The sequence below is a fragment of the Streptomyces aurantiacus JA 4570 genome (genome assembly GCF_000414115.1).
Lineage (GTDB): Bacteria > Actinomycetota > Actinomycetes > Streptomycetales > Streptomycetaceae > Streptomyces > Streptomyces aurantiacus_A.
The window spans coordinates 1-22,524 of the sequence record NZ_AOPZ01000183.1; the positions used below are offsets into that span (position 1 = coordinate 1).

Sequence of the window (22,524 nt, forward strand, 5' to 3'; positions counted from 1 at the left end):
CGCCGCCCCGCCGACGACACCGACGGCTCCGGGGCCGCCGGGCACAACGGCGGGCGCGGCACGCGGCTGCCCCAGGCGCCCCCGCGGACCGTGTGGCCGGGGGCGCCGACGCCGCTGGGCGCCCGCTTCCGGGTGGGGCCCGACGGGGTCGCGGGCACCAACTTCGCGCTGTGGGCGGGCGGGGCGGAGGCCGTCGAGCTGTGTCTGTTCGACGAGGCGGACAGCGCGCACGTCGGAGTCGGGGCGGACGGCGCGGGCAGCGGGCGGCTCGTCGAGACCCGGTGCCCGCTGACGGAGCTGACGCACGAGATCTGGCACGGCTTCGTGCCGGACGTCCTGCCGGGTCAGCGGTACGGCTTCCGGGTGCACGGCCGCTGGGACCCGTGGACGGGCGCCCGCTTCAACCCGGCGAAGCTGCTCCTCGACCCGTACGCCCGCGCGGTCGACGCGGGCGCGGGCAACGACTACGGCGCGCTGCCGCCGGAGGTGTACGGCCATGTCCGGGACTGGCCGCAGCAGCAGGTCGCCGACACCGTGCGCGACGACCGGGACTCGGCCCCGTACGTGCCCAAGGGCGTCGTGGTCCACGACGACGCGCCGGACGACGAGTGGTGCGACGACCGGCGCCCGAAGACGCCCTGGGCGGACTCGGTCATCTACGAACTCCACGTGCGCGGCTTCACGAAGCGGCACCCGGAGGTGCCGCCCGAGCTGCGCGGTACGTACGCGGGGCTGGCGCACCCGGCGGCCGTGGAGCATCTCGTACGCCTCGGCGTGACGGCCGTCGAGCTACTCCCGGTGCACCAGTTCGCGCACGAGGACCATCTGCTGCGCCGGGGGCTGCGCAACTACTGGGGCTACAACTCCATCGGGTACTTCGCGCCGCACGCCGCGTACGCAGCGTCCGGCACCCGGGGCCAGCAGGTCGGCGAGTTCCGGCGGATGGTGCGGGCGCTGCACGAGGCCGGGATCGAGGTGATCCTGGACGTGGTCTACAACCACACCGCCGAGGCGGGCGAGCTGGGGCCGATGCTGTCCCTGAAGGGCATCGACAACCGCGGCTACTACCGGCTCCAGGACGACGCGCGCCGGTACGCCGACTACACGGGCTGCGGGAACACCCTGCACGTCGTCCAGCCGCACGTGCTGCGCCTGATCACCGACTCGCTGCGGTACTGGGTGACGGAGATGGGCGTCGACGGCTTCCGCTTCGACCTGGCGGCGGCGCTCGCGCGGTCCTTCCACGACGTCGACATGCTCTCGCCGTTCCTCGCGGTCATCGCGCAGGACCCCGTCCTGCGGCGCGTGAAGCTGATCGCCGAGCCGTGGGACGTCGGCTCTGGCGGCTATCAGGTGGGGGCGTTCCCGCCGCTGTGGACGGAGTGGAACGACCGGTACCGGGGCGCGGTGCGGGACTTCTGGCGGGGCGCCCTGCCGGATGTACGGGATCTGGGGTACCGCCTGTCCGGGTCGAGCGACCTGTACGCGTGGGGCGGGCGGCGGCCGTACGCGTCGGTGAACTTCGTGACGGCCCACGACGGCTTCACGCTGCGCGACCTGGTGACGTACGAGAAGAAGCACAACGAGGCCAACGGGGAGGGCAACAGGGACGGTTCGGACGACAACCGGTCCTGGAACTGCGGGGTGGAGGGCGAGACCGCCGACCCCGGCGTGCGGGCCCTGCGGCGGCGGCAGCTGCGGAACCTGATGACCACGCTGCTGTTGTCGACGGGAGTGCCGATGCTCGTCGCGGGCGACGAGATGGGGCGCACGCAGCGCGGCAGCAACAACGCGTACTGCCAGGACAACGAAGTGAGCTGGGTGGACTGGGAAGCGCGGGACGAGCCGGGGTGGCGGGCGCTGTTCGGGCTCACCGCGCGGCTGATCGCGCTGCGGCACCGGCATCCGGTGCTGCGGCGGCGCGCCTTCTTCTCCGGGCGGGCCCACTCGGCGGACGGGCTGCGGGACGTGGCGTGGTTCACGGCGCGCGGCACCGAGATGACGGAGGCCGACTGGTACGCGCCCGCGGCGACGCTCGGCATGTATCTGTCCGGGCTCGACATACCGGGGCGGGACGCGCGGGGGGCGCCGGTGACGGACGACAGCTTCCTCGCCGTGCTGCACGCGGCGGACCGGCGGGTGGACTTCGTCCTTCCGGGGCCGCCGTGGGCCGCGGCCTACGAAGTGCTCGTGGACACCTGCCTGGAGGAGCAGGAGGAGGCGCCGGGGACGCTGCTCGCTGCGGGGGCGGCGGTGACGGTCACCGCGCGGTCGGCGTTGTTGCTGCGGGCGGTTCCCGGGGCTGACCCGGGGACATGATGTGATGGGTATTCAGGTACGTACCAAGGTATTGCCCAGGGCCCCGGTGCGGACGAAGCTCGCCGCATGGACCTGGAGTTGCGGCACCTGAAGACGATCCGTGCGATCGCCGACGCGGGCAGCCTCACCAAGGCGGCGACCGCGCTCGGGCTCGCGCAGCCCGCGCTCAGCGCACAGTTGAAGCGCATCGAACGGGCCCTGGGCGGCGAGCTGTTCGAGCGCGGCCGGTCCGGTGTGCGGGCCACCGCCCTCGGCGAGTTCGTGCTCGCGCGGGCGCGCATCGTGCTGCCCGCGGTCAGCGGGCTCCAGGAGGAGGCCGCGCGGTTCTCGCGGGTGTGGCAGGACCGGCGCGGGTTCCGGCTCGGCGGGACGCACGGGCCGCTGCTCGGCGCTCTGGTGGACCGGCTCGCCGCCGCGCACCCCGACCGCCCCGTGTCCACGTACACCTCCTGGTCGGAGCGCGACATCGCCGCGCAGGTCGCGGACGTGCGCCTCGACTTCGCGCTCATCGGTACGTGCGGCGCCAGCACGCCGCCCGAGAGCGAGCGGCTCGTGTGGCGGGAGGTGGCGCGCGACCCGGTGTTCGTCATGCTCGCCACCGGGCATCCGTGGGCCGGGGCCGCGGAGATCGAGCTCGCCGAGCTGGCCGGGGAGGCGTGGGCCGACGTGCCGGGCGACGGGTGTTTCGGGGACTGCTTCACCGCCGCGTGCGCGCGGGCGGGGTTCACTCCCTCCTCGGTGTACGAGACCGACACCGCGTCGTGCGTTCATCTGGTGCAGGTGGGGCGGGCGGTGGGGTTGTGCCGGGCCACGTTTCCGCCCACCGCGGGGATCGTGACGCGGCCGCTGGCCGGGGCGCCGCTCTACTGGCGGCATCTGCTGGGGTGGCATCCGGAGACGTACGCCCATGACACAGCGGCGGCTGTGCTCGCGCATGCGCGGGCGGCCCATGCGGAGGCTGCCGCCCGCAGCGAGAGTTACTCGGCGTGGTTGGCTTCGCCAGCCCGGCCCTTCCCGTAACCAGGGGGCGTCGCCGCTTCCATAACGTCGGCGTAGGGGGGCAGTTGGTATCTACTGGCGTGCTGTTCGCGCTTCTACGGTGTCGTCGACCGGAGAACGAGCGGATCCGGCTTCCCCGCGTTCACGGGTCCGCCGCTCCCCGTCCACACCGAGGAGACCCCCATGCAGCAGCACAGACCTGCCTCCCCGACTCAACGCAGGTGTACCGTCCGTCGCGTCCAGGCGGCGGGTGCCTCGCTCGCCGCCGCCGGCGCGCTCGTGCTGGCCGGTATGCCCGGCTCGGCGTCCGCTCAGTCCGACGCCCCTTCCCCCACACCGCACGACGCCGCGGCGACCGCCGCCGTGGCGAAGACCTCTCCCGAGATCCTCAAGGCGATGCAGCGCGACCTCGGGCTCACCGCGGGCCAGGCCAAGGAGCGGCTCGTCAACGAGGCGGAGGCGGGCGCCACCGCCGGGTCCCTGCAGGCCGCGCTCGGGCGCGACTTCGCGGGTGCCTGGGTGGGCGGCGCCACCTCGGCCACGCTGACGGTCGCCACCACCGACGCCCGGGACGTCGCGGCGATCGAGGCCGAGGGCGCCCGCGCCCTGGTGGTACGCCACTCCGTGAGCCGGCTGGACGCCGCCAAGGCCCAGCTGGACCGGGCCGCGAAGAGCACCCGCACGGCCGACGCGCCCGTCTGGTACGTCGACGTGAAGTCCAACGCGGTCGTCGTGAACGCCGTCAAGGTCTCCGCCGCCAAGGCGCTGGTGGACCGGGCGGGCGTCGGCTCCGGCCTCGTACAGATCAAGAAGACGGCCGACCGGCCGCGTTCCTTCTACGACATCGTGGGCGGCGAGGCGTACTACATGGGCAGCGGCGGGCGCTGCTCGGTGGGCTTCTCCGTCACGCAGGGCGCGACGCAGGGCTTCGCGACCGCGGGGCACTGCGGGCGTGTGGGCACGACGACGCGCGGCGTCAACCAGCAGGCCCAGGGCACGTTCCGGGGCTCGATCTTCCCGGGCCGGGACATGGCGTGGGTGGCGACCAACGCGCAGTGGACGGCCACTCCGTACGTCAAGGGGGCCGGTGGCGCGCGTGTGAGCGTCGCGGGTTCGACGCAGTCGCCGGTGGGCGGCTCGATCTGCCGCTCAGGATCGACCACCGGCTGGCACTGCGGCACGATCTCGCAGCACAACACCAGCGTCACCTACCCCCAGGGCACCATCAACGGCGTGACGCGCACGACCGTGTGCGCGGAGCCCGGTGACTCCGGCGGCTCGTACATCTCGGGCAGCCAGGCGCAGGGCGTCACCTCGGGCGGCTCGGGCAACTGCCGCTCCGGCGGGACCACGTTCCACCAGCCCATCAACCCGCTTCTCCAGCAGTTCCAGCTGACGCTGAAGACCGTCTGATGCACACTCGGGCCCGCCGTCTGCGCGCGGCGGGCTCGCTGCTCATCCGCGCTGGTGGGGCGCGGGTGCGGACCCAGGGCCGGGAGGCCGTGACTCCGGGGGGAGGCACGGCCGCGAGGACCGGATTCCGGCCTCGGCCGACGTGGCCCCGACGTCAGCCGAGGATGCCGCGGCCGTACGCCGTCGCGACGGCCGCGGCACGGTCCTTGGCGCCCAACTTGCCGTAGATGTGGGTGAGATGGGTCTTGACCGTGGCTTCGCTGATGAACAGCTCCTTGGCGATGTCGCGGTTGGACGTGCCCTTGGCGACGAGTGCGAGCACCCCCCGTTCGCGGGCGCTCAGCGGCTCGTCGCCAGGGGCACGTACGCGTTTCACCAGGCGGGACGCGACCGCCGGTGACAGCACCGTGCGGCCATCGGCGGCGGCGCGGACGGCCGCGAACAGCTCGTCGCGCGGGGCGTCCTTGAGCAGATAGCCCGTCGCGCCGGCCTCGATGGCGGGGAGCGTGTCGGTGTCCGTGTCGTAGGTGGTGAGCACCAGGACGCGGGTGCGGGCGCCGCGCCGGGTGAGCTCGGCGATGGCGTCGACTCCGCCGCCGCCCGGCATCCGCAGGTCCATCAGGACGACGTCCGGATCGAGCCGGACGACAAGGTCGACGGCCGCGACGCCGTCGGCCGCCTCGCCGAGCACGGCGAAGCCCGGCGCGGACTCGAACATGCCGCGCAGCCCGTCGCGGACCACGGGGTGGTCGTCCGCGACGACGAGGGTGATCACTTCAGCGTTCATCGCCCACCAACGGTACGCGCGCCGAAACGGCCGTGCCGCCGCCGGGTTCCGACTCCACGGTGAGGGTGCCCGCCATGCGTTCGGCGCGGGCACGCATGCCGGGCAGGCCGAACCCGCCGGCGCGGGTGCGGGCGGGCAGGGCGAGCGGGTCGAAGCCGCGGCCGTCGTCGCGTACGTCGAGCGCGACCTCGCCCGCCATGTACGACAGGGTGACGCCGAGGCGGGTGGGTGCGGCGTGCCGGGCGGCGTTGGACAGCGCCTCCTCGACGATCCGCAGCAGGGTCGCCTCGACCTCGTCGTGGAGGGGCTCGGCGGTGCCGGTGAGGGTGAACTCGGCGCGCACGCCCGTGCGTTCGCTCCACGCGGTGACCGTCTTGCTCAGGGCGCGGGGCAGGGCGTCGTGCTCCAGGGCGACCGGGGCGAGGTTGTGCACGGAGCGCCGGGCCTCGCCGAGGCCCTGCCGGGCGAGGGCGGCGGCGCGGTCGAGGTGCTCGCGGGCGCGGGTCGGGTCGGGGGTGTTCGCGACGACCTGGAGCTGGGCGATGATGCCGGCGAGGCCCTGCGCGATGGTGTCGTGGATCTCGGCGGCGAGGCGCCTGCGCTCGTCGGCGACGCCCGCTTCGCGGGCCTGGACCAGGAGTTGGGCGTGCAGCGCGGCGTTCTCGTCGAGCGCCTGCTGGAGGGCGGCGTTGGCCTCTTCGAGCTGGTCGATGGTCCGGTCCTGGAACCGGTTGCGCTCCTCTTCCTTGTTCGCGATGTGGGAGAACACCACGAGCAGCCCGACGTTGACCGCGAGCATCGCGCCGAACAGCATCCAGGCGCCTCGCCCGGGCGGCGGGAACCCGCCCGACTGGGCGCCCGCCATCACGACGGCGGTGGCGAACAGGCCGACCGGGACGAGGCGCCGGACGAGGAGGCGTTCGGAGCCGAAGTACCCGGTGACGGCGTAGAACACGAAGAACGGGTTCAGCCAGGACAGCGTGAAGGCGATGGCCCAGCGCAGGAAGTAGTACGCGGCGCCCGCGGGGGTCGGTCCCGGCCGGGTGCGGGCGGCCGGGTTCCACCAGAGCTGGAGCAGCAGGGCGCCCGCGATGAGCCCGGCGGCCAGGCCCCACTCGCCTGCTTCCATGCCCACGGCTTCGGCGGTGGCGGCGGAGAGCAGGGCGGAGAAGACGAGCAGGGTGAGCGGGCCCCACCGGTGGAACAGCTGCCAGCGCTCGTCCACCAGGGCGGCGGGGGACGTGGCGGATGCGCGGGACGCGGGAGGCATCGCGGCCGCCTGGGACGTGGGGGTCATGACCCCAGTTTCCTGGAGGCTGCCGCCGGTGGCCGGCTCGTCCTTCGTTCGGGATCGAAGCGCGGGGACACCCGGCGCGCCCGCCCTCACTCCCACCGGAACCACCGGGCCGCGGCCGCCGTGAGGACGGCCGTCCACAGGACCAGGACGCCCAGGTGGACGGGTCCGGGCCAGTCCCCCGCGGCCGCCTGGTTCAGGGCCTCGGCCGCCGCGCCGAACGGGAGGGCCTCGACGACATGGGCGAGCGCGTCCGGCATCGCCCGCACCGGCAGCCAGACGCCCGCGCTGAACATCATCGGGAAGAACACCGCGGAGCCGACCGCGGTGGCCGCCTTGGAGGTCCGCGAGAGCGCCGAGACCAGGGCGCCGAGGGCGAGCGCCGAGGAGGTGACGAGCAGCAGCGCGACCGCGTACCCGACGCCCTGGCGGGGCAGCGGCACGTCGAAGGCGACGCGGCCGACGGCGAGGGAGAGCAGCGCGGAGCCGAGGGCGGCGGCCCCGTGCAGTCCCATCTGCGCGCCGAGGACGGCGGAGGGCCGCACGGGGGTGGCCGACATGCGGCGCAGGATGCCGCGCTCGCGGTAGCCCGTGACGACCGGCGGCATCGCCTGGAGCCCCGACATGATCGTGGCGAGCAGCACCGTCACGGGGACATAGGCGTCGACGAGCCGGATGCCGCCCAGGTCGTCCTGCGCCTCGCGGAACGACGGGACGGAACCGAGGATCACGAGGAGCAGCGTGGGGAAGACCATGACCCAGAACAGGGAGCCCGGTTCACGCCGGAACAGGCGCAGCTCGGCCTTGAGCACGGCGCGGGCGGCGCGGGGGGCGTGCGGGGCGTGAGAGGCGGTGGCTGTGGCCGTCATGCCGGGGCTCCGTGGTGGTGTCCGGGGCGGGTGTCCGTGAGGTCGAGGAAGGCGTCGTCCAGCGTGGCGTCGGTGACGCGGAGTTGGTGGGCCGTGACGTGCCGGCGGGCCAGGAGGGTGAGGAGGGCGTCGACGGTGTCGTCGGTGCCGTTGAGGGTGATGCGGCCGTCCTTCTCGGTGGCGGAGGCGAGCCGGGGCAGGGCGGCCAGGTCGGCGGGGGCCAGCGGCACGGACGGGGTGAAGGAGATGACCGTGGAGCTCGCGGTGCGGCCGATGAGGCCGGCGGGGGTGTCGAGGGCGACCACCCGGCCCTGGTCGATGACCGCGATGCGGTCGCACAGCCGCTGGGCCTCCTCCATGAAGTGCGTGACGAGCAGGACCGTGACCCCGCTGTCCCGCACGTCCTCGATGAGGCGCCAGGTGTCGCGGCGCGCCCGTGGGTCCAGGCCCGTGGTGAGTTCGTCGAGCACGACCACGCGCGGGTTGCCGATCAGTGCGAGCGCGATGAACAGGCGCTGCTTCTGGCCGCCGGAGAGCTTGGCGAAGCGGGTGGCCGACTTGTCGGCGAGACCGAGCCGTTCGGCCAGCGGGCGCCAGTCGGCCGGGGTGGCGTAGAACGCGGCGTACAGCTCCAGTGCCTCGCGGACCGTGAGCTTCGGCTGGAGCTCGCTCTCCTGGAGCTGCGCGCCCAGGACGCGCGTCACCCGCGGGTGGTCCGCGACCGGGTCGAGACCGGTGACGCGCACCGTGCCCGCGTCGGGCACGCGCAGGCCCTCGACGCACTCGACGGTGGTGGTCTTGCCGGCGCCGTTCGGGCCCAGGACGCCGAAGATCTCGCCCTGTTCGACGGCGAAGGAGACGCCGTCGACGACGGCCCGTCCGCCGTAGACCTTGCGCAGGCCCCTGACTTCGATGATGGGAGGAGGCATGGGGCAAGCCTCGCCGCCGGGGCCTCTCCCCCACATCGGCCATCACGCTCTGCCCCGCATCAACCGATCGGTTGATGCGCCCCGATGCGCCCCGACGGGCCCCACATGGCGTCCGGCCTAGGACCAGCGGCCGATCCCGGCCGGTCCAAAACTCGGTGGGCCGTGTCAGTGGTGAAACGTAGGCTCGCCCCTGATGCCGACAACACATGCACCTGCCGAGGAACGCGGCGGCCGGTCCGCCGTCCGGACGCTCACCCGGCTGTGGCCGTATGTGCGTCCCGTACGAACACGCCTGTTCAGCGCGGCATTCGTCGCCATCGTGGCATCGTGCACGGGGCTGCTGTTCCCGCTCGTCCTGAAGTGGATGGTGGACGGCCCGGTGGCCGACCGGGACACCGGGGGTGTCTGGCTCGGCGCGCTGCTCCTGCTGGGGCTCGGCGTCGTGGAGGCGCTGCTCTTCGGCTTCCGGCGCTGGCTGGTGGCGCGGCCGCTCGCGAGCGTGGAGGCGGCGATGCGGGCGGACCTGTTCCGGCATCTGCAGCGCGTGCCCGTCGCGTTCCACGACCGGTGGGCGTCCGGCCAGTTGCTCTCGCGCGGTACGACGGACCTGATGCTGCTGCGCATGTTCCTCGCGTTCCCGCTGACGTTCCTGGTCGTCAACGGCGCGACGATCGCGGTCGGCATGGCCATCCTGCTCGCCCAGGACTGGGTGCTCGGCCTGGTGCTGCTCGCCCCCGTGCTGCCGATGGTGGCCTTCCTCGCGTACTTCGAGGGGCGGTACGCCGCCGTGGCGCGGCGCGCGCAGGACCAGGTGGGCGATCTGACGACCGTCGTCGAGGAGAGCGTGCTCGGCATCCGGATCATCAAGGGCTTCGGACGGCACCGCAGTCAGGCGCGGGCCTTCCGTGAGCTGTCGCGCACGCTGCGCGGCACGGAGCTGGTCAAGGCCCGGCTGCTCGCCGCGATCTACGGCGTCATCATGACGCTTCCGGAGCTGGCGATCGGGGCGGCGCTCGTCCTCGGCTCGGTGCAGGTGGCCGACGGCGGTCTGTCGACGGGCACGCTGGTGGCGTTCCTGTCGACGGCGCTCGCGCTGCGCTGGCCGGTGGAGTCGATCGGCTTCCTGCTGGCGATGAGCCAGGAGGCGGCGACGGCGACGGAGCGGTACTTCGAGGTGCTCGACGCGGAGCCGGAGTCCCGGACCGAGGCGGACTCGGGGCCCGGCGAGGACGCGGGGTCCGGCGAGGACGCGCTCGGCTCCACCGCCGTCCCGGCGCCGCGAGGAGCGGGCGCGCCCCCGTCCCCGGCCGACGGCATCCGTTTCGACGCCGTCGAGTTCCGCTACCCGGACGCGCCGGACGACGCCCCGCCCGTCCTGGAACGCATCGACCTGCACATACGCACGGGCGAGACCATGGCGCTCGTCGGCGCCACGGGCAGCGGCAAGACGACGCTGACCGCCCTCGTGCCCCGGCTGCACGAGGTGACCGGCGGCCGCATCACGCTCGACGGCGAGGACATCGCGGCGATGGAACGCGCACGCGTGCGCGCGCTGGTGTCCATGGCCTTCGAGGAGCCGACGCTGTTCTCCGCGTCCGTGGGCGAGAACGTCCTGATGGGCGCGGACGGAAGCGCGGACACCCCGCACGACGGGGGTGCGCTGGAGCGGGCCCTGGCGGTGGCGCAGGCCGAGTTCGTGCACGCCCTGCCGCAGGGCGCGGACACGCAGGTCGGCGAGCAGGGACTGAGCCTGTCCGGCGGGCAGCGGCAGCGGCTCGCGCTGGCCCGCGCGGTGGTGGGCCGGCCCCGCTTCCTCGTCCTCGACGACCCGCTGTCCGCGCTCGACGTACACACCGAGGCGCTGGTGGAGGCGGCACTGCGGCGGGTCCTGAAGGACACCACGGCGCTGGTGGTGGCGCACCGCCCGTCGACCGTGCTGCTCGCGGACCGCGTCGCCCTGCTGTCCGGCGGACGCGTCACGGCCGTGGGCACGCACCAGGAACTGCTGCGGGAGAACGCCGAGTACGCATGGCTGATGTCTGGGGGGACGGAAGGATGACCACGGTCGACGACAAGAGCACCAGTACCGGCACCGGTGCCTCGACGGCCGACGGCGACCCCGCCGCCACCGCCGCCCTCGACGCCGCCTTCGACCAGGACACCCTGCCCGCTCCCCCGGGCGCCACCGGCGCCCTGCTGCGCTCCCTGCTCGCGCCCCGCCGCGCCCGTGTCGCCGTGGCCGCCCTGCTGCTCCTGGTCCAGCAGGCCGTCATCCAGGCCGGGCCGCTGCTCGTCGCGTACGCCATCGACCGTGCCGTGCCCGCCTTCCGGGCGGACGACAACGGCCCGCTGATCGCGGTCGGCGTGGCCTACCTGGGGTGCGCGGCAGCGGCGGGCGCGTTCCAGTACGCGTTCATCGTGGCGTCCGCCCGCGTCAACCAGGACGTGCTCCTCGACCTGCGCGGCCGCATCTTCCGGCACGCGCAGGCGCTGAGCGTCGACTTCCACGAGCGGTACACGTCGGGGCGGCTGATCTCCCGCGCCACCACGGACGTGGAGTCGCTGCGTGAGCTGCTCAACGAGGGCCTTCAGGAACTGCTCACCGTCATCCTGTCCTTCGTCTCCATCTCGCTGATGCTGCTCTGGCTGGACTGGGGCCTCGGCGCCGTCGCCGTCCTGTCGTTCGTGCCCCTGTATCTGCTGATCCGGCTCTACCAGCGCCGCGCGGGGAAGGTCTACCGCGCCCGCTCCACCGCCATCGCCGCCGTCATCGTGAAGTTCACGGAGACGATGAACGGCATCCGCCCGGTCCGCGCGTTCCGCCGCGAGCGCGCCAACGAGGATCAGTTCGCCGCGCTCAACCACCGGCACGAGCGTGTCAACGGCGACGCGCTGCTCGAAATGGCGCGGTACGTGGTGGGCTCGCGGCTCGTCGCGAACACGGCCGTCGCGGGGATCGTGCTGTGGGGCGCCTACCGCGTCGCGCAGGACACGCTCGCGCTCGGTGTGCTCGCCGCGGCCGTGCTGTATCTGCGCAGGCTGTACGACCCGATCGACCGGCTCGGCATGTTCCTCAACTCGGCCCAGTCGGCGGCGGCTTCCCTGGAGAAGATCGCGGGGCTGCTCGCGCAGACGCCGTCCGTCCCTGAGCCCGCGCCCGGCACCGAGAAGCCGCTGCCCGCGCTCGCCTCCGAACACCCCGGCCGGACCGTGGAGTTCGACGGGGTGCGCTTCGCGTACCGCACCGGCGGCGAGGTCCTGCCGCGCTTCGACCTGACGCTCCCGGCCGGGCAGACCGTCGCCGTCGTCGGCTCCACCGGCGCCGGCAAGTCCACGCTCGCGAAGCTGCTCGCCCGCTTCTACGACCCGACGGAGGGCCGCGTCCTCCTGGACGGCGTCGACCTGCGCGACCTCGCCAACGCCGAGCTGCGGCGCGGCGTCGTGATGGTCACGCAGGAGGCGTTCCTGTTCTCCGGCACGGTCGCCGAGAACATCGCGATCGGCCGCCCGGAGGCCACCCGCGGGGACATCGAACGCGCCGCGAAGGCCATCGGCGCCCACGACTTCATCACCTCCCTGCCGGACGGCTACGACACCGACGTACGCAAGCGGGGCGGCCGCATCTCGGCGGGTCAGCGCCAACTGGTCGCGTTCGCACGGGCCTTGCTCGCCGACCCCGCCGTGCTGATCCTCGACGAGGCCACCAGCTCGCTGGACATCCCCGGTGAGCGGGCCGTGCAGCGCGCGATGGACACGGTGCTGCGCGGCCGCACCGCCGTCGTGATCGCCCACCGCCTTTCGACGGTGGAGATCGCCGACCGGGTGCTCGTGATGGAGCACGGGCGGATCGTCGAGGACGGGGCCCCCGCCGAACTCATCGCGGGCACGGGCCCCTTCGCGGAGCTGCACCGGGCCTGGCGGGACAGCGTGGTGGGCGGCGGGGCGTCGTAGCGTCCCTCCACGGGTCGCGTACGCGGAGGTCAGCGGCATTGTCAGTGGTGGCTGCGACCATCGCCGTATGACTGAGACGAACGCGAGCACGGGGGCCGGACCGGAGTTCGGCTGGCGGGAGTTCCTGACGCGGTGGAGCGAGGAGTGGGCCGGCGCCCGGGATCCCGGCGAGGAGGGCCTCGACGGCGACGAGGAGGCGCTGCGCGCCCGCTGGCTCGGGTTCGCACCCGCGACACCCGAGCGGATCGCCGCGCTCGAGGAACGCCTCGGCCGTCGCCTCCCGCCGTCGTACCGGTCGTTCCTCGAAGTGACGGACGGGTGGCGGCACGCGGGCGGGTTCGTGTACCTGCTCGGAGGCACGGAGCACGTGCGGTGGCACCGGGACGAGGCGGGGCTCGGCGAGATGTTCCGCGAGTATCTGGACGAGGACGCGTCGCCGGAGGAGATCGACGAGGCCGACCTGTGGGACCGGGCGCTCGACCTGGGTGTGGAGTCCGACGCCGTGTACGTGGTGATGGACCCGCAGGACGTGGACGAGCACGGCGAATGGGCGGTGTACACGTGGGCGCCCTGGAGGGCGAGTCCCCCTGAACGGCACGGCGCCTTCCGGGACTTCATGCAGGAGATGTACCGGGAGTTCCACAGCCTGCGCGCGGACCGCGACGACGCGCCACAGTTCGCGAACGCCACCACCGAGGCCCTGGACGCGAACGTGTCGGAGGCGCGACGGGATGCCCTGCGCGGGGACTACGAACGGGCCGAGCGGCTGCTCACCGAGGCGCGGGAGTTCGGGCGCCCCCGCGCCAAGGCACTGCTCGACCAGATCAAGTGGCTGCTCGGCGACACGTATCTGGCGGACTTCGGCGGACTCGCGGCCGACCCCGTGTACGAGCAGGAGCTGCTCCCCGTGCTCGCCGCCGAGCACGCGGAGGAGTCCTGGCGCGACGACGACTCGTTCAAGTTCCGTGTGGGGGCTGTCCCGGCCGAGCTGACGGGGCCCGCGGAGCAGGCGCTGCGGCAGGCCCGGGAGCGGACGTTCGTGTACGCGCCGGAGGGCCCCTTCGGGGCGGCGGTGCGCGCGGCGCGGGAGCAGGCCCGCTGGGGCGAGACGGACGCGGCCTGGCACACCCTGCTCGCCGCCCTGCCCGAGTGGCGGCCCCTCGGGCCCGACCAGCTGGCGCCGGTCGGCCTGCTCGCCGATCCGCTCCTCGCGCCGGTGCTCACGGCGGAGCGGCGGCGGGAGCTGCTGGCCACGCCCCGGGGCGGGGAGGCGACGGGCACGCCCCGGGGCGGGGAGGCGACGGGCACGGCCTGCCCCGCCGCCGACGTTTCCCCGGACGGCCTGGCCTGGCTCGCGGACCGGGAGCTGGACGGCCCCCGCCAGGCGTACCGCTTCGTCCTGGTGGAGGGCGTGGAGGCGCGCGAACTCCCCGCTGTCATCGGCGCCAAGGGCGACACGGCGCTGCGGGCGCCGATGGCGCGCTGGGAGGCGGACGCCCGAGGGAGCCTGCCGTACGACGAGGCATTGGTGGCCGTCGGCCGGGCCGGGCCCGGCTGGAGCTTCGCCTTCGACGCGGACCCGCTGCCGTTCCACGCGCCGCGTTTCGCGTCCCCGGCCGTGGCCGCCTCCCGGAACGGCCGCGCCGTCGTGGTCTGGGCCGCCCCCGCCGAGCACGGGCAGCCCGCGCTGTTCCACCTCTCCGTCGCGGAGCGGGGAGAGGAGCGGTACGCCTGCACGGTCCAGGGCACCGCCGTCGAGCGGAGCGGGGACATACCGGAGGCCCTGGACCCGGAGCGGCTCTTCCGCCAGGGGCGGTGGGACGAGGCGGCCGCCCTGGCGGCGATCGCGGCCGCGTTCGGCGTCTCGCTCCCCCGGCACGCGCTCACCGAAGGCCGCCTGCACACCTTCGTCACGCGCTCCTGGACGCGCCCGCCGGGCCCGGGCGAGACGTATCTGGTGGCGAGCGTCCGCATCGGGACGCCGGAGGACCCACAGGCACCGGACGGCCCGGACGCCTGAACTCCAGCGCGGCGCACGGGCATTACGCCCGCATACCGAATACCGGACGTCCGAACCCACGCACCGAACGTAATCCAGCCAATGTGCGTTCACACACCTGACATGTCCCTGTCTCGAATGGGACTCTTCCCCTCACCAGTCGCCCGCGCGCTCACGCTCACGTGCCCGCGGCTCACAGCACCACGTACTGCCTGCTCCGCCCCGGACGGTCACCGCCGTCCGGTCGCCCCCTGGCCGCTGGACCAGCGGTCGCGCAGAAGGAGTCCGTGTTGAGCAGCAACTCCCCCACACCCCGCAGACGTTCCGCCCGCAGGCGGGCCACCGCCATCGGCACCTTCACGGCCGTCGCCGCCCTCCTCGGGATGGCCGTGCAGGCGGGTACCGCCACCGCCGACAACCCGTCCGCCGGCACCAAGGTCGACACCGGCAGCCTGTCCATGAAGCTGTCCCCGTCGCAGCGCGCCGAGCTGATACGCGACGCGGACACGAGCAAGGCCGCCACCGCCGACACCCTCGGCCTCGGCGCCAAGGAGAAGCTCGTCGTCCGCGACGTGATCAAGGACCGCGACGGCACCACGCACACCCGCTACGAGCGCACCTACGCCGGTCTCCCCGTGCTCGGCGGCGACATGGTGGTGGCGACCGACAAGGCGGGCAAGGTCAAGGACGTCAACCGCGCCTCCAAGGCCCGTCTGACGGGCATCGACACCGGCGCCGACGTGAAGCCCGCCGCGGCCGAGAAGCAGGCGCTCGGCGCGGCGAAGGCCGAGAAGTCCACGAAGACCAAGGCGTCGCAGGCGCCGCGCAAGGTCGTCTGGCTCGCCGGCGCCAAGGGCGGCGCCCCGGTCCTCGCCTACGAGACCGTGGTCGGCGGCCTCCAGAAGGACGGCACGCCGAACGAGCTGCACGTCGTGACCGACGCGGCCACCGGCAAGAAGCTGGGCCAGTGGCAGGCCGTGCACAACGGCACCGGCAACACGATGTACAGCGGCCAGGTCACCCTCGGCACCGCGGGATCGGGCTCGCGGTACACGCTCTCCGACACCCAGCGCGGCAACCACCGCACGTACAACCTCAACCGCAGCACGTCGGGCACCGGCACCCTGTTCTCCGGCCCGGACGACGTGTGGGGCAACGGCCAGCCGTCCAACCTGGAGACCGCGGGCGCCGACGCGCACTACGGCGCGGCCCTCACCTGGGACTACTACAAGGGCGTGCACGGCCGCAACGGCATCCGCAACGACGGGGTCGGCGCGAGCTCCCGCGTGCACTACGGCAACAACTACTCCAACGCGTTCTGGCAGAACGGCTGCTTCTGCATGACGTACGGCGACGGCGCGGGCAACGCCAAGCGGGCAACGCCAAGCCGCTCACGTCCATCGACGTGGCCGCCCACGAGATGACCCACGGCGTCACGTCGGCGACCGGCAACATGCAGTACAGCCGCGAGCCCGGCGGTCTGAACGAGGCGACCAGCGACATCTTCGCCGCCGCCGTCGAGTTCAACGCCAAGAACGCCTCGGACGTCGGCGACTACCTCGTCGGCGAGAAGATCGACATCCGCGGCAACGGCACGCCGCTGCGCTACATGGACAAGCCGAGCAAGGACGGCAGGTCCCTGGACAACTGGAGCAGCAGCGCCGGCAACGTCGACGTGCACTACTCCTCGGGCATCGCCAACCACTTCTTCTACCTGCTCAGCGAGGGCAGCGGGAAGAAGGTCGTGAACGGCGTCTCCTACGACTCGCCGACGTACGACAACAAGCCCGTGACCGGAATCGGCATTGACAAGGCCGCCAAGATCTGGTTCCGCGCGCTCACCACGAAGTTCAACACGACCACCAACTACGCGGCGGCGCGCACCGGAACACTCGCGGCCGCGAGCGAGCTGTACGGCGGCACGGGCAGTGCCGAGTACGCCGCGGTGGCCAACGCGTGGGCCGCGGTCAACGTCGGTTCCCGGCCGTAGCGACGACACCGTACGAGGGTGTCGCGCCGGGCATCCGGTAGCCCCAACTCCTCGGCGCGGCACCCCCGTTCACCCTCTGTTCGCATTACGGACCTTGACCATCGGCCAACGAACGTAATTTGGCCAACATTCAATCAAGGTCCTGACATGTACCTGGCCCAAATGGCACGCTTCCCCCGCACGGCACACGAGTACCGCACAGCACTTCTGGCCCGGGTGGTCCCCCATGCCACCCGGGCTCCCCCACACAAGGAGCTTGCGTGACCCCCCACATATCGAGGAAGCGCTCCACCCTGGCCATCGCCACCGCCGTCGCCGCCGGAGCGCTGCTCACGGCCGGGCTGACCACCGGCGCGTCCGCCCAGCCGGACGTCAGCAAGGCCAAGGCCGAGACTCCGTCCGCCTCTCCCATGCGGCTGTCCGCCTCCGTCCGCGCGGGCCTCATCCAGGACGCCGAGACGAAGACGGCGGCCACCGCCGAGAAGATCGGCCTCGGGGCCAAGGAGAAGCTGATCGTCAGGGACGTCGTCAAGGACCGCGACGGCACCACGCACACCCGCTACGAGCGCACCTACGCCGGACTGCCCGTCCTGGGCGGCGACCTGGTCGTGCACACCGCCAAGAGCGGCGCGGTCAAGGGCGTCAGCAAGGCAACGAAGGCCGCCGTGAAGGTCGCCTCCACCAGCGCGAAGCTCGCGCCGAAGGCGGTCGCGAAGTCGGCCGAGGCGACCGCGGCCAAGACCGGAGAGACGAAGAAGGCGGACGCCAACGCGCCGCGCAAGGTCGTCTGGGCCGCGCAGGGCAAGCCGACGCTGGCCTTCGAGACGGTCGTGACCGGCACCCAGAAGGACGGCACGCCGAGCGAGCTGCACGTCATCACGGACGCGGCCACCGGCAAGAAGCTGTTCCAGTACCAGGCCGTCGAGAACGGCAAGGGCCACAGCCAGTACAGCGGCGACGTCGAGATCGGCTCCACCAAGGGGGGCAGCGGCTTCGAGCTGACCGACGGCGGGCGCGGCGGCCACAAGACGTACGACCTGAACCACGGCTCCAGCGGCGGCAAGCTCTTCACCGACGCCGACGACACGTGGGGCACCGGCAAGCCGGCCGACGCCCAGACCGCGGGCGTCGACGCCGCCTACGGTGCCCAGCTCACCTGGGACTACTACAAGAACACGCACGGCCGCAACGGCATCAAGGGCGACGGCAAGGGCGCCACCTCCCGCGTGCACTACGGCAACAACTACGTCAACGCGTTCTGGCAGGACTCCTGCTTCTGCATGACGTACGGCGACGGGGAGGGCAACGCCAAGCCGCTCACGTCCATCGACGTGGCCGCCCACGAGATGACCCACGGCGTCACCGCGGCCACCGGCAACATGGAGTACAGCGGCGAGTCCGGCGGCCTGAACGAGGCGACCAGCGACATCTTCGCCGCGGCCGTCGAGTTCGGCGCGAACAACGCCGAGGACAAGGGTGACTACCTCGTCGGCGAGAAGATCGACATCAACGGCGACGGGTCGCCGCTGCGGCACATGGACAAGCCCTCCAAGGACGGCAACTCCCTGGACTACTGGGACTCCAACGCCGGGAACGTGGACGTGCACTACTCGTCCGGCATCGCCAACCACTTCTTCTACCTGCTGAGCGAGGGCAGCGGCGCGAAGGAGATCAACGGCGTCAAGTACGACAGCCCGACCAAGGACGGGTCCAAGGTCGAGGGCATTGGGCGTGAGAAGGCCGAGAAGATCTGGTTCAAGGCGCTCACCACGTACTTCACCACCACGACGGATTACGCGCAGGCGCGCAAGGACACGGCCAAGGCCGCGGGTGATCTTTACGGCGCGGGTTCCGCCGAGCAGAAGGCTGTCGAGGCCGCCTGGACGGGTGTGAACGTCAAGTAGCCGGGCCCCTGGGCCCAGTCGAGCCGGGCGGCATCCGGGGTACCCAACCCCCCGGGTGCCGCCCGCACCATGTTGCGGTCATTCTGCGGGTGCGTTGTGGCTGGGCGCGCAGTTCCCCGCGCCCCTTGGGGAAGCTCCCTTGCCGTGCGCATCCCCTTGCCGTGCGCATCCCGTTACCGCATCAGGACACCCGCCGCCTCACCCGTCGTCTCCGAAGGCACCGCCACCAAGCCGAGTTCCGTGGCGTCTGCCAGGAGGCGGTGGGCGGGGAGGATGCGTACCGTGTAGCCGAACGGGCCCGTGCGGTCCAGGGACAGGGGGCCCTCGTAGAGGAGGCGGCCCTCCGTGTCGGGGCCGCTCGCGGGCTTCAGGGGGACCGGGGTGGCGTCGGTGATGTGGTCCTCGGGGTCCACGCGGCCCGCGATGGCCTGGACCTCGACGTCGTCGGGGGTCAGCTCGCCGAGCTGGACGCGGACGCGGAGGGCGAGCGTGGCGCCCAGTTCGGCGGTGGCGCCGACGGCCGTGGCCTCCACGTGGTCGACGGCGACGCCCGGCCAGGCGGCGCGGACCCGGGACTTCCAGGCGGCGAGCGAGGCGGCGGCGTCCGGCGCGAGCATGCGGTGGGCGCGCGCGGCGGGGACGTACAGGCGCTCCACGTACTCGCGCACCATGCGGCCCGCGAGCACCTTCGGGCCGAGCCGGGTCAGGGTCCTGCGGACCATCTCGATCCAGCGGTCGGGCAGGCCGCCGGGGCCGTGCTCGTAGAAGCGGGGCGTGACGCGGCGCTCCAGGAGGTCGTACAGCGCGGCGGCTTCGAGGTCGTCGCGGCGGTGGTCGTCGGTGGCGGCGCCGTCGGCGGTGGGGATGGCCCAGCCGAAGTCGGGCTCGAACCACTCGTCCCACCAGCCGTCCAGGACGGACAGGTTGAGGCAGCCGTTGAGGGCGGCCTTCATGCCGGAGGTGCCGCACGCCTCCAGCGGCCGCAGCGGGTTGTTGAGCCACACGTCGCAGCCCGCGTACAGCTTCTGCGCCATCGCCATGCCGTAGTCCGGCAGGAACACGACGCGGTGGCGCACGCGCGGGTCGTCGGTGAAGCGCACCAGGTCCTGGATGAGGCGTTTGCCGCCGTCGTCGGCGGGGTGCGCCTTGCCCGCGACGACGATCTGCACGGGCCGCTCGGGGTGGGTGAGCAGCTCCATCAGCCGGTCCTGGTCGCGCAGCATCAGCGTCAGTCGTTTGTACGAGGGGACGCGGCGGGCGAAGCCGATGGTGAGGACGTCGGGGTCGAGGACCTCGTCGATCCAGCCGAGTTCGGCGGTGGCGGCGCCGCGCTGCCGCCACGACACGTGCAGCCGCCGCCGGACCTCGTGCACGAGCTGGGCGCGCAGTTCGCGGCGCAGCAGCCAGATGTCGGCGTCCTGGATGTCCGCGACGGCGTCCCAGCGCTCGGAGCCGCCGACGGACAGGGCGCGGTCGGTGCGCTCCTGGCCGATCTGGCGGGCGCCGAGCCGGATCACCTCGGGGGCGACCCAGGTGGGCGCGTGCACGCCGTTGGTGACGGAGGTGATGGGCACCTCCTCGGGGTCGAATCCCGGCCACAGGCCCTGGAACATCTCCCGGCTGACCTTGCCGTGCAGCGTGGACACGCCGTTGGCGCAGCGCCCGAGCCGCAGCCCCATCACGGCCATGTTGAAGAGGTTCGGCTCACCGCCCGGGTAGGTCTCCATACCGAGGCGGAGTATCAACTCGACGTCAATGTCGGGGAGTTCGGCAGCCGGGCCGAAGTGGTGGGCGACCAGCTCGCGGTCGAAGCGGTCGATGCCCGCGGGCACGGGGGTGTGGGTGGTGAAGACGGTGCCGCCGCGCACGGACTCCAGGGCGGAGTCGAAGTCGGCCCCGTCGTGGACGAGTTCATGGATGCGTTCGAGGCCGAGGAAGCCCGCGTGGCCTTCGTTGGTGTGGAAGACCTCGGGCTCGGGATGCCCGGTGAGCCGGCAGTAGGTCCGCACGGCCCGCACGCCCCCGATCCCGAGGAGCATCTCCTGGAGCAGCCGGTGCTCGCTGCCGCCGCCGTAGAGCCGGTCGGTCACCTCGCGCGCGCCGGGGTCGTTCTCCTCGACGTCCGAGTCGAGCAGGAGCAGCGGTACGCGGCCGACCTGCGCCTGCCAGACGTGCGCGGCGAGGGCCCGGCCGCCGGGCAGGGCGAGCCGCACCCGGGCGGGGGTGCCGTCGGCCTCGCGCAGCAGCGTCAGGGGCAGCTCGTTGGGGTCGAGCACGGGGTAGTGCTCCTGCTGCCAGCCGTCGCGGGTCAGGGACTGCCGGAAGTAGCCGTGCCGGTAGAGCAGTCCGACGCCGATGAGGGGCACGCCGAGGTCGCTGGCCGCCTTCAGGTGGTCGCCGGCGAGGATGCCGAGCCCGCCGGAGTACTGCGGCAGGGCGGCGGTGACGCCGAACTCGGGCGAGAAGTAGGCGATGGCGCCCGGCAGTTCGGCGTCCGTGTCGCCTTGCCGTTCCTGGTACCAGCGCACCCCGGTGACGTACTCGCGCAGCGCGTCGGCGGCCTCGTCGAGCCGGCGCAGGAAGCCGTCGTCGGCGGCGAGCTCGGCGAGCCGCGCGGGCGGCACGGACCCGAGCAGCCGCACGGGGTCGCCGCCCGAGGACTCCCACAGCCCCGGGTCGACGTCACGGAAGAGATCGCGGGTCCCGGCGTGCCAGGACCAGCGCAGATTGCGGGCGAGCTCGGCGAGCGGGCCGAGCGGGGCGGGGAGCACGGGACGTACGGTGAATCGACGGATGGCTTTCACAGGGCACCTCTGTCGGAAAGACGTACGTGGCGTTTGCCGGGCGGCGCACCTGGCCGTCGCGGCGTATCGACGGTAGCGGCGCGGGGGGCCGGGCAGCCACGGCGCGCGGGGCGCACTCGCCCGGCCCGATCCTGACGTGGACCTGCCGTGCCCGGCCGATGGGCGCCCGGATAACGTGCCCCAGGGTCACGGGAGTTCACCACGGCACAGGGGGGGCACGGGGGATGATCGGCCAGTTGCGGGAGTCGTCACCACGGCGGATCGGCCCGTACGAGACGCTGGCGCGGCTTGGCGCGGGGGGCATGGGCGAGGTGTTCCTGGCCCGGCCGCTGGAGCGGTCCGGGCCGTGCGGCCCCGGGGACCTGGTCGCCGTGAAGGCCATCCGGAACGAGCTCGCGACGGACGACGTGTTCAAGCGGCGCTTCCGGCGCGAGGCCGAGGTGGCGGCGTCGGTCGACAGCCCCTTCGTGGCGCGCCTGGTCGGCAGCGACACGGAGGCCGAACAGCCCTGGCTGGCCACGGAGTACGTCGTCGGCCCCACCCTCACCGAGGCCGTGCGGCAGCACGGGCCGCTGCCGGCGGGGGCCGTCGCGGCCCTCGGGACCGGCATGGCGCACGCGCTGGCCGCCGTGCACGCCGCGGGGGCGCTGCACCGCGACCTCAAGCCCGCGAACATCCTGCTCGGCGCGGACGGGCCCAAGATGATCGACTTCGGCGTGGCGCGGGTGCAGGCGGCCACCACGATGACGTCGACGGGGCTGCTCGTCGGCACCCCGGGCTTCATGTCGCCCGAGCATGTCGCGGGCGGCAGACACGTGGTGGCGGCGTCGGACGTCTTCTGTCTCGCCTCGGTGCTCGCGTACGCGGTGACCGGGCGCGATCCGTTCGGTGACGGGCCGGTGGCGGCCGTCCTGTACCGGGTCTCCCAGGCCGAGACCGATCTCGGCGGGATGCCCGAGGAGCTGCGGTCCGTGCTCGCCGCGTGTCTCGTACGGGACCCGGGCGAGCGGCCCGGCGCGGCGGACGTCGCCGAGCGGTTCCGGGAGCTGCGGGACGCGGCCGCGGCCCCCGAGTGGCCCGGGCCCGTCCGCGCGCAGATCGGCGCGGCGGGCCGGGAGGTGGAGCAACTGTGCGCCTCGGGGCAGCCGTTGCTCCCCGTGCCCGTGGCCCCGCGGTGGCCGGAGCCGGAGGCCGGGCGCCCGGCGACCGCGCTGGACCGCCCCGGCACCGCCCCGGGCCAGTCGGCCACCGGGGCCGGGCACTCCC

The 22,524-nt window shown here is 73.2% G+C and carries 13 protein-coding genes and 1 pseudogene; 9 read left to right on the top strand and 5 right to left on the bottom strand.

Annotated elements, in window-relative coordinates; genetic code table 11:
- Window positions 1–66: 66 nt before the first annotated feature.
- The 3 genes from glgX to STRAU_RS18945 all read left to right on the top strand — a co-directional run bounded on the left by glgX (window position 67) and on the right by STRAU_RS18945 (window position 4,731).
- Complete coding sequence (gene glgX / locus STRAU_RS18935; RefSeq protein ID WP_078621326.1) at window positions 67–2,319, top strand: glycogen debranching protein GlgX; 2,253 nt, start codon at window positions 67–69, stop codon at window positions 2,317–2,319.
- 66 nt (window positions 2,320–2,385) lie between these two features.
- Window positions 2,386–3,339, top strand: coding sequence for a LysR family transcriptional regulator (locus tag STRAU_RS18940; RefSeq protein ID WP_016641977.1), 954 nt, complete (start codon window positions 2,386–2,388; stop codon window positions 3,337–3,339).
- Between the two features lie 162 nt (window positions 3,340–3,501).
- A complete protein-coding gene (locus STRAU_RS18945) occupies window positions 3,502–4,731 on the top strand; it encodes a S1 family peptidase (protein ID WP_078621324.1) in 1,230 nt (409 codons plus the stop codon).
- Between the two features lie 154 nt (window positions 4,732–4,885).
- Here STRAU_RS18945 and STRAU_RS18950 read toward each other — a convergent pair whose 3' ends face one another.
- The 4 genes from STRAU_RS18950 to STRAU_RS18965 all read right to left on the bottom strand — a co-directional run bounded on the left by STRAU_RS18950 (window position 4,886) and on the right by STRAU_RS18965 (window position 8,610).
- Complete coding sequence (locus tag STRAU_RS18950) at window positions 4,886–5,518, bottom strand: response regulator (RefSeq protein WP_037660364.1); 633 nt, start codon at window positions 5,516–5,518, stop codon at window positions 4,886–4,888.
- Window positions 5,508–6,815 carry a sensor histidine kinase gene (locus STRAU_RS18955; RefSeq protein ID WP_016641980.1) on the bottom strand — a complete coding sequence of 436 codons (1,308 nt, stop codon included), beginning with the start codon at window positions 6,813–6,815 and terminating at the stop codon, window positions 5,508–5,510. Before STRAU_RS18955 ends, STRAU_RS18950 begins: the two co-directional genes overlap by 11 nt.
- A gap of 86 nt (window positions 6,816–6,901) precedes the next feature.
- The gene (locus STRAU_RS18960; protein ID WP_016641983.1) at window positions 6,902–7,681 is read right to left on the bottom strand and encodes an ABC transporter permease; all 780 of its coding nucleotides are present in this window, start codon (window positions 7,679–7,681) and stop codon (window positions 6,902–6,904) included.
- A complete protein-coding gene (locus tag STRAU_RS18965) occupies window positions 7,678–8,610 on the bottom strand; it encodes an ABC transporter ATP-binding protein (RefSeq protein ID WP_016641981.1) in 933 nt (310 codons plus the stop codon). The genes STRAU_RS18960 and STRAU_RS18965 overlap by 4 nt, the downstream gene beginning before the upstream one ends.
- A 193-nt stretch (window positions 8,611–8,803) precedes the next feature.
- Between STRAU_RS18965 and STRAU_RS18970 the strand changes: the two genes are divergently transcribed.
- The 5 genes and pseudogenes from STRAU_RS18970 to STRAU_RS18990 all read left to right on the top strand — a co-directional run bounded on the left by STRAU_RS18970 (window position 8,804) and on the right by STRAU_RS18990 (window position 18,454).
- Window positions 8,804–10,669 carry an ABC transporter ATP-binding protein gene (locus tag STRAU_RS18970; protein WP_016641982.1) on the top strand — a complete coding sequence of 622 codons (1,866 nt, stop codon included), beginning with the start codon at window positions 8,804–8,806 and terminating at the stop codon, window positions 10,667–10,669.
- Entirely contained in the window at window positions 10,666–12,561 is a 1,896-nt protein-coding gene (locus STRAU_RS18975) for an ABC transporter ATP-binding protein (RefSeq protein ID WP_016641984.1), read from the top strand. Before STRAU_RS18970 ends, STRAU_RS18975 begins: the two co-directional genes overlap by 4 nt.
- A gap of 67 nt (window positions 12,562–12,628) precedes the next feature.
- Entirely contained in the window at window positions 12,629–14,581 is a 1,953-nt protein-coding gene (locus tag STRAU_RS18980) for an SMI1/KNR4 family protein (RefSeq protein WP_016641985.1), read from the top strand.
- A 269-nt stretch (window positions 14,582–14,850) separates the two neighbouring features.
- Window positions 14,851–16,547, top strand: a pseudogene (locus STRAU_RS18985) (M4 family metallopeptidase); the annotation flags it as partial.
- A gap of 263 nt (window positions 16,548–16,810) precedes the next feature.
- On the top strand, window positions 16,811–18,454 hold the full coding sequence (locus STRAU_RS18990; protein ID WP_016641988.1) for a M4 family metallopeptidase: 1,644 nt from the start codon (window positions 16,811–16,813) through the stop codon (window positions 18,452–18,454).
- A 173-nt stretch (window positions 18,455–18,627) separates the two neighbouring features.
- Here STRAU_RS18990 and glgP read toward each other — a convergent pair whose 3' ends face one another.
- The gene (glgP, locus tag STRAU_RS18995) at window positions 18,628–21,258 is read right to left on the bottom strand and encodes an alpha-glucan family phosphorylase (protein WP_016641990.1); all 2,631 of its coding nucleotides are present in this window, start codon (window positions 21,256–21,258) and stop codon (window positions 18,628–18,630) included.
- A gap of 224 nt (window positions 21,259–21,482) precedes the next feature.
- On the opposite strand from glgP, the gene STRAU_RS19000 reads away from it, so the two are divergent.
- Window positions 21,483–22,524: serine/threonine-protein kinase (locus tag STRAU_RS19000; protein ID WP_158692091.1), on the top strand; the 1,042-nt coding region annotated here is incomplete at its 3' end.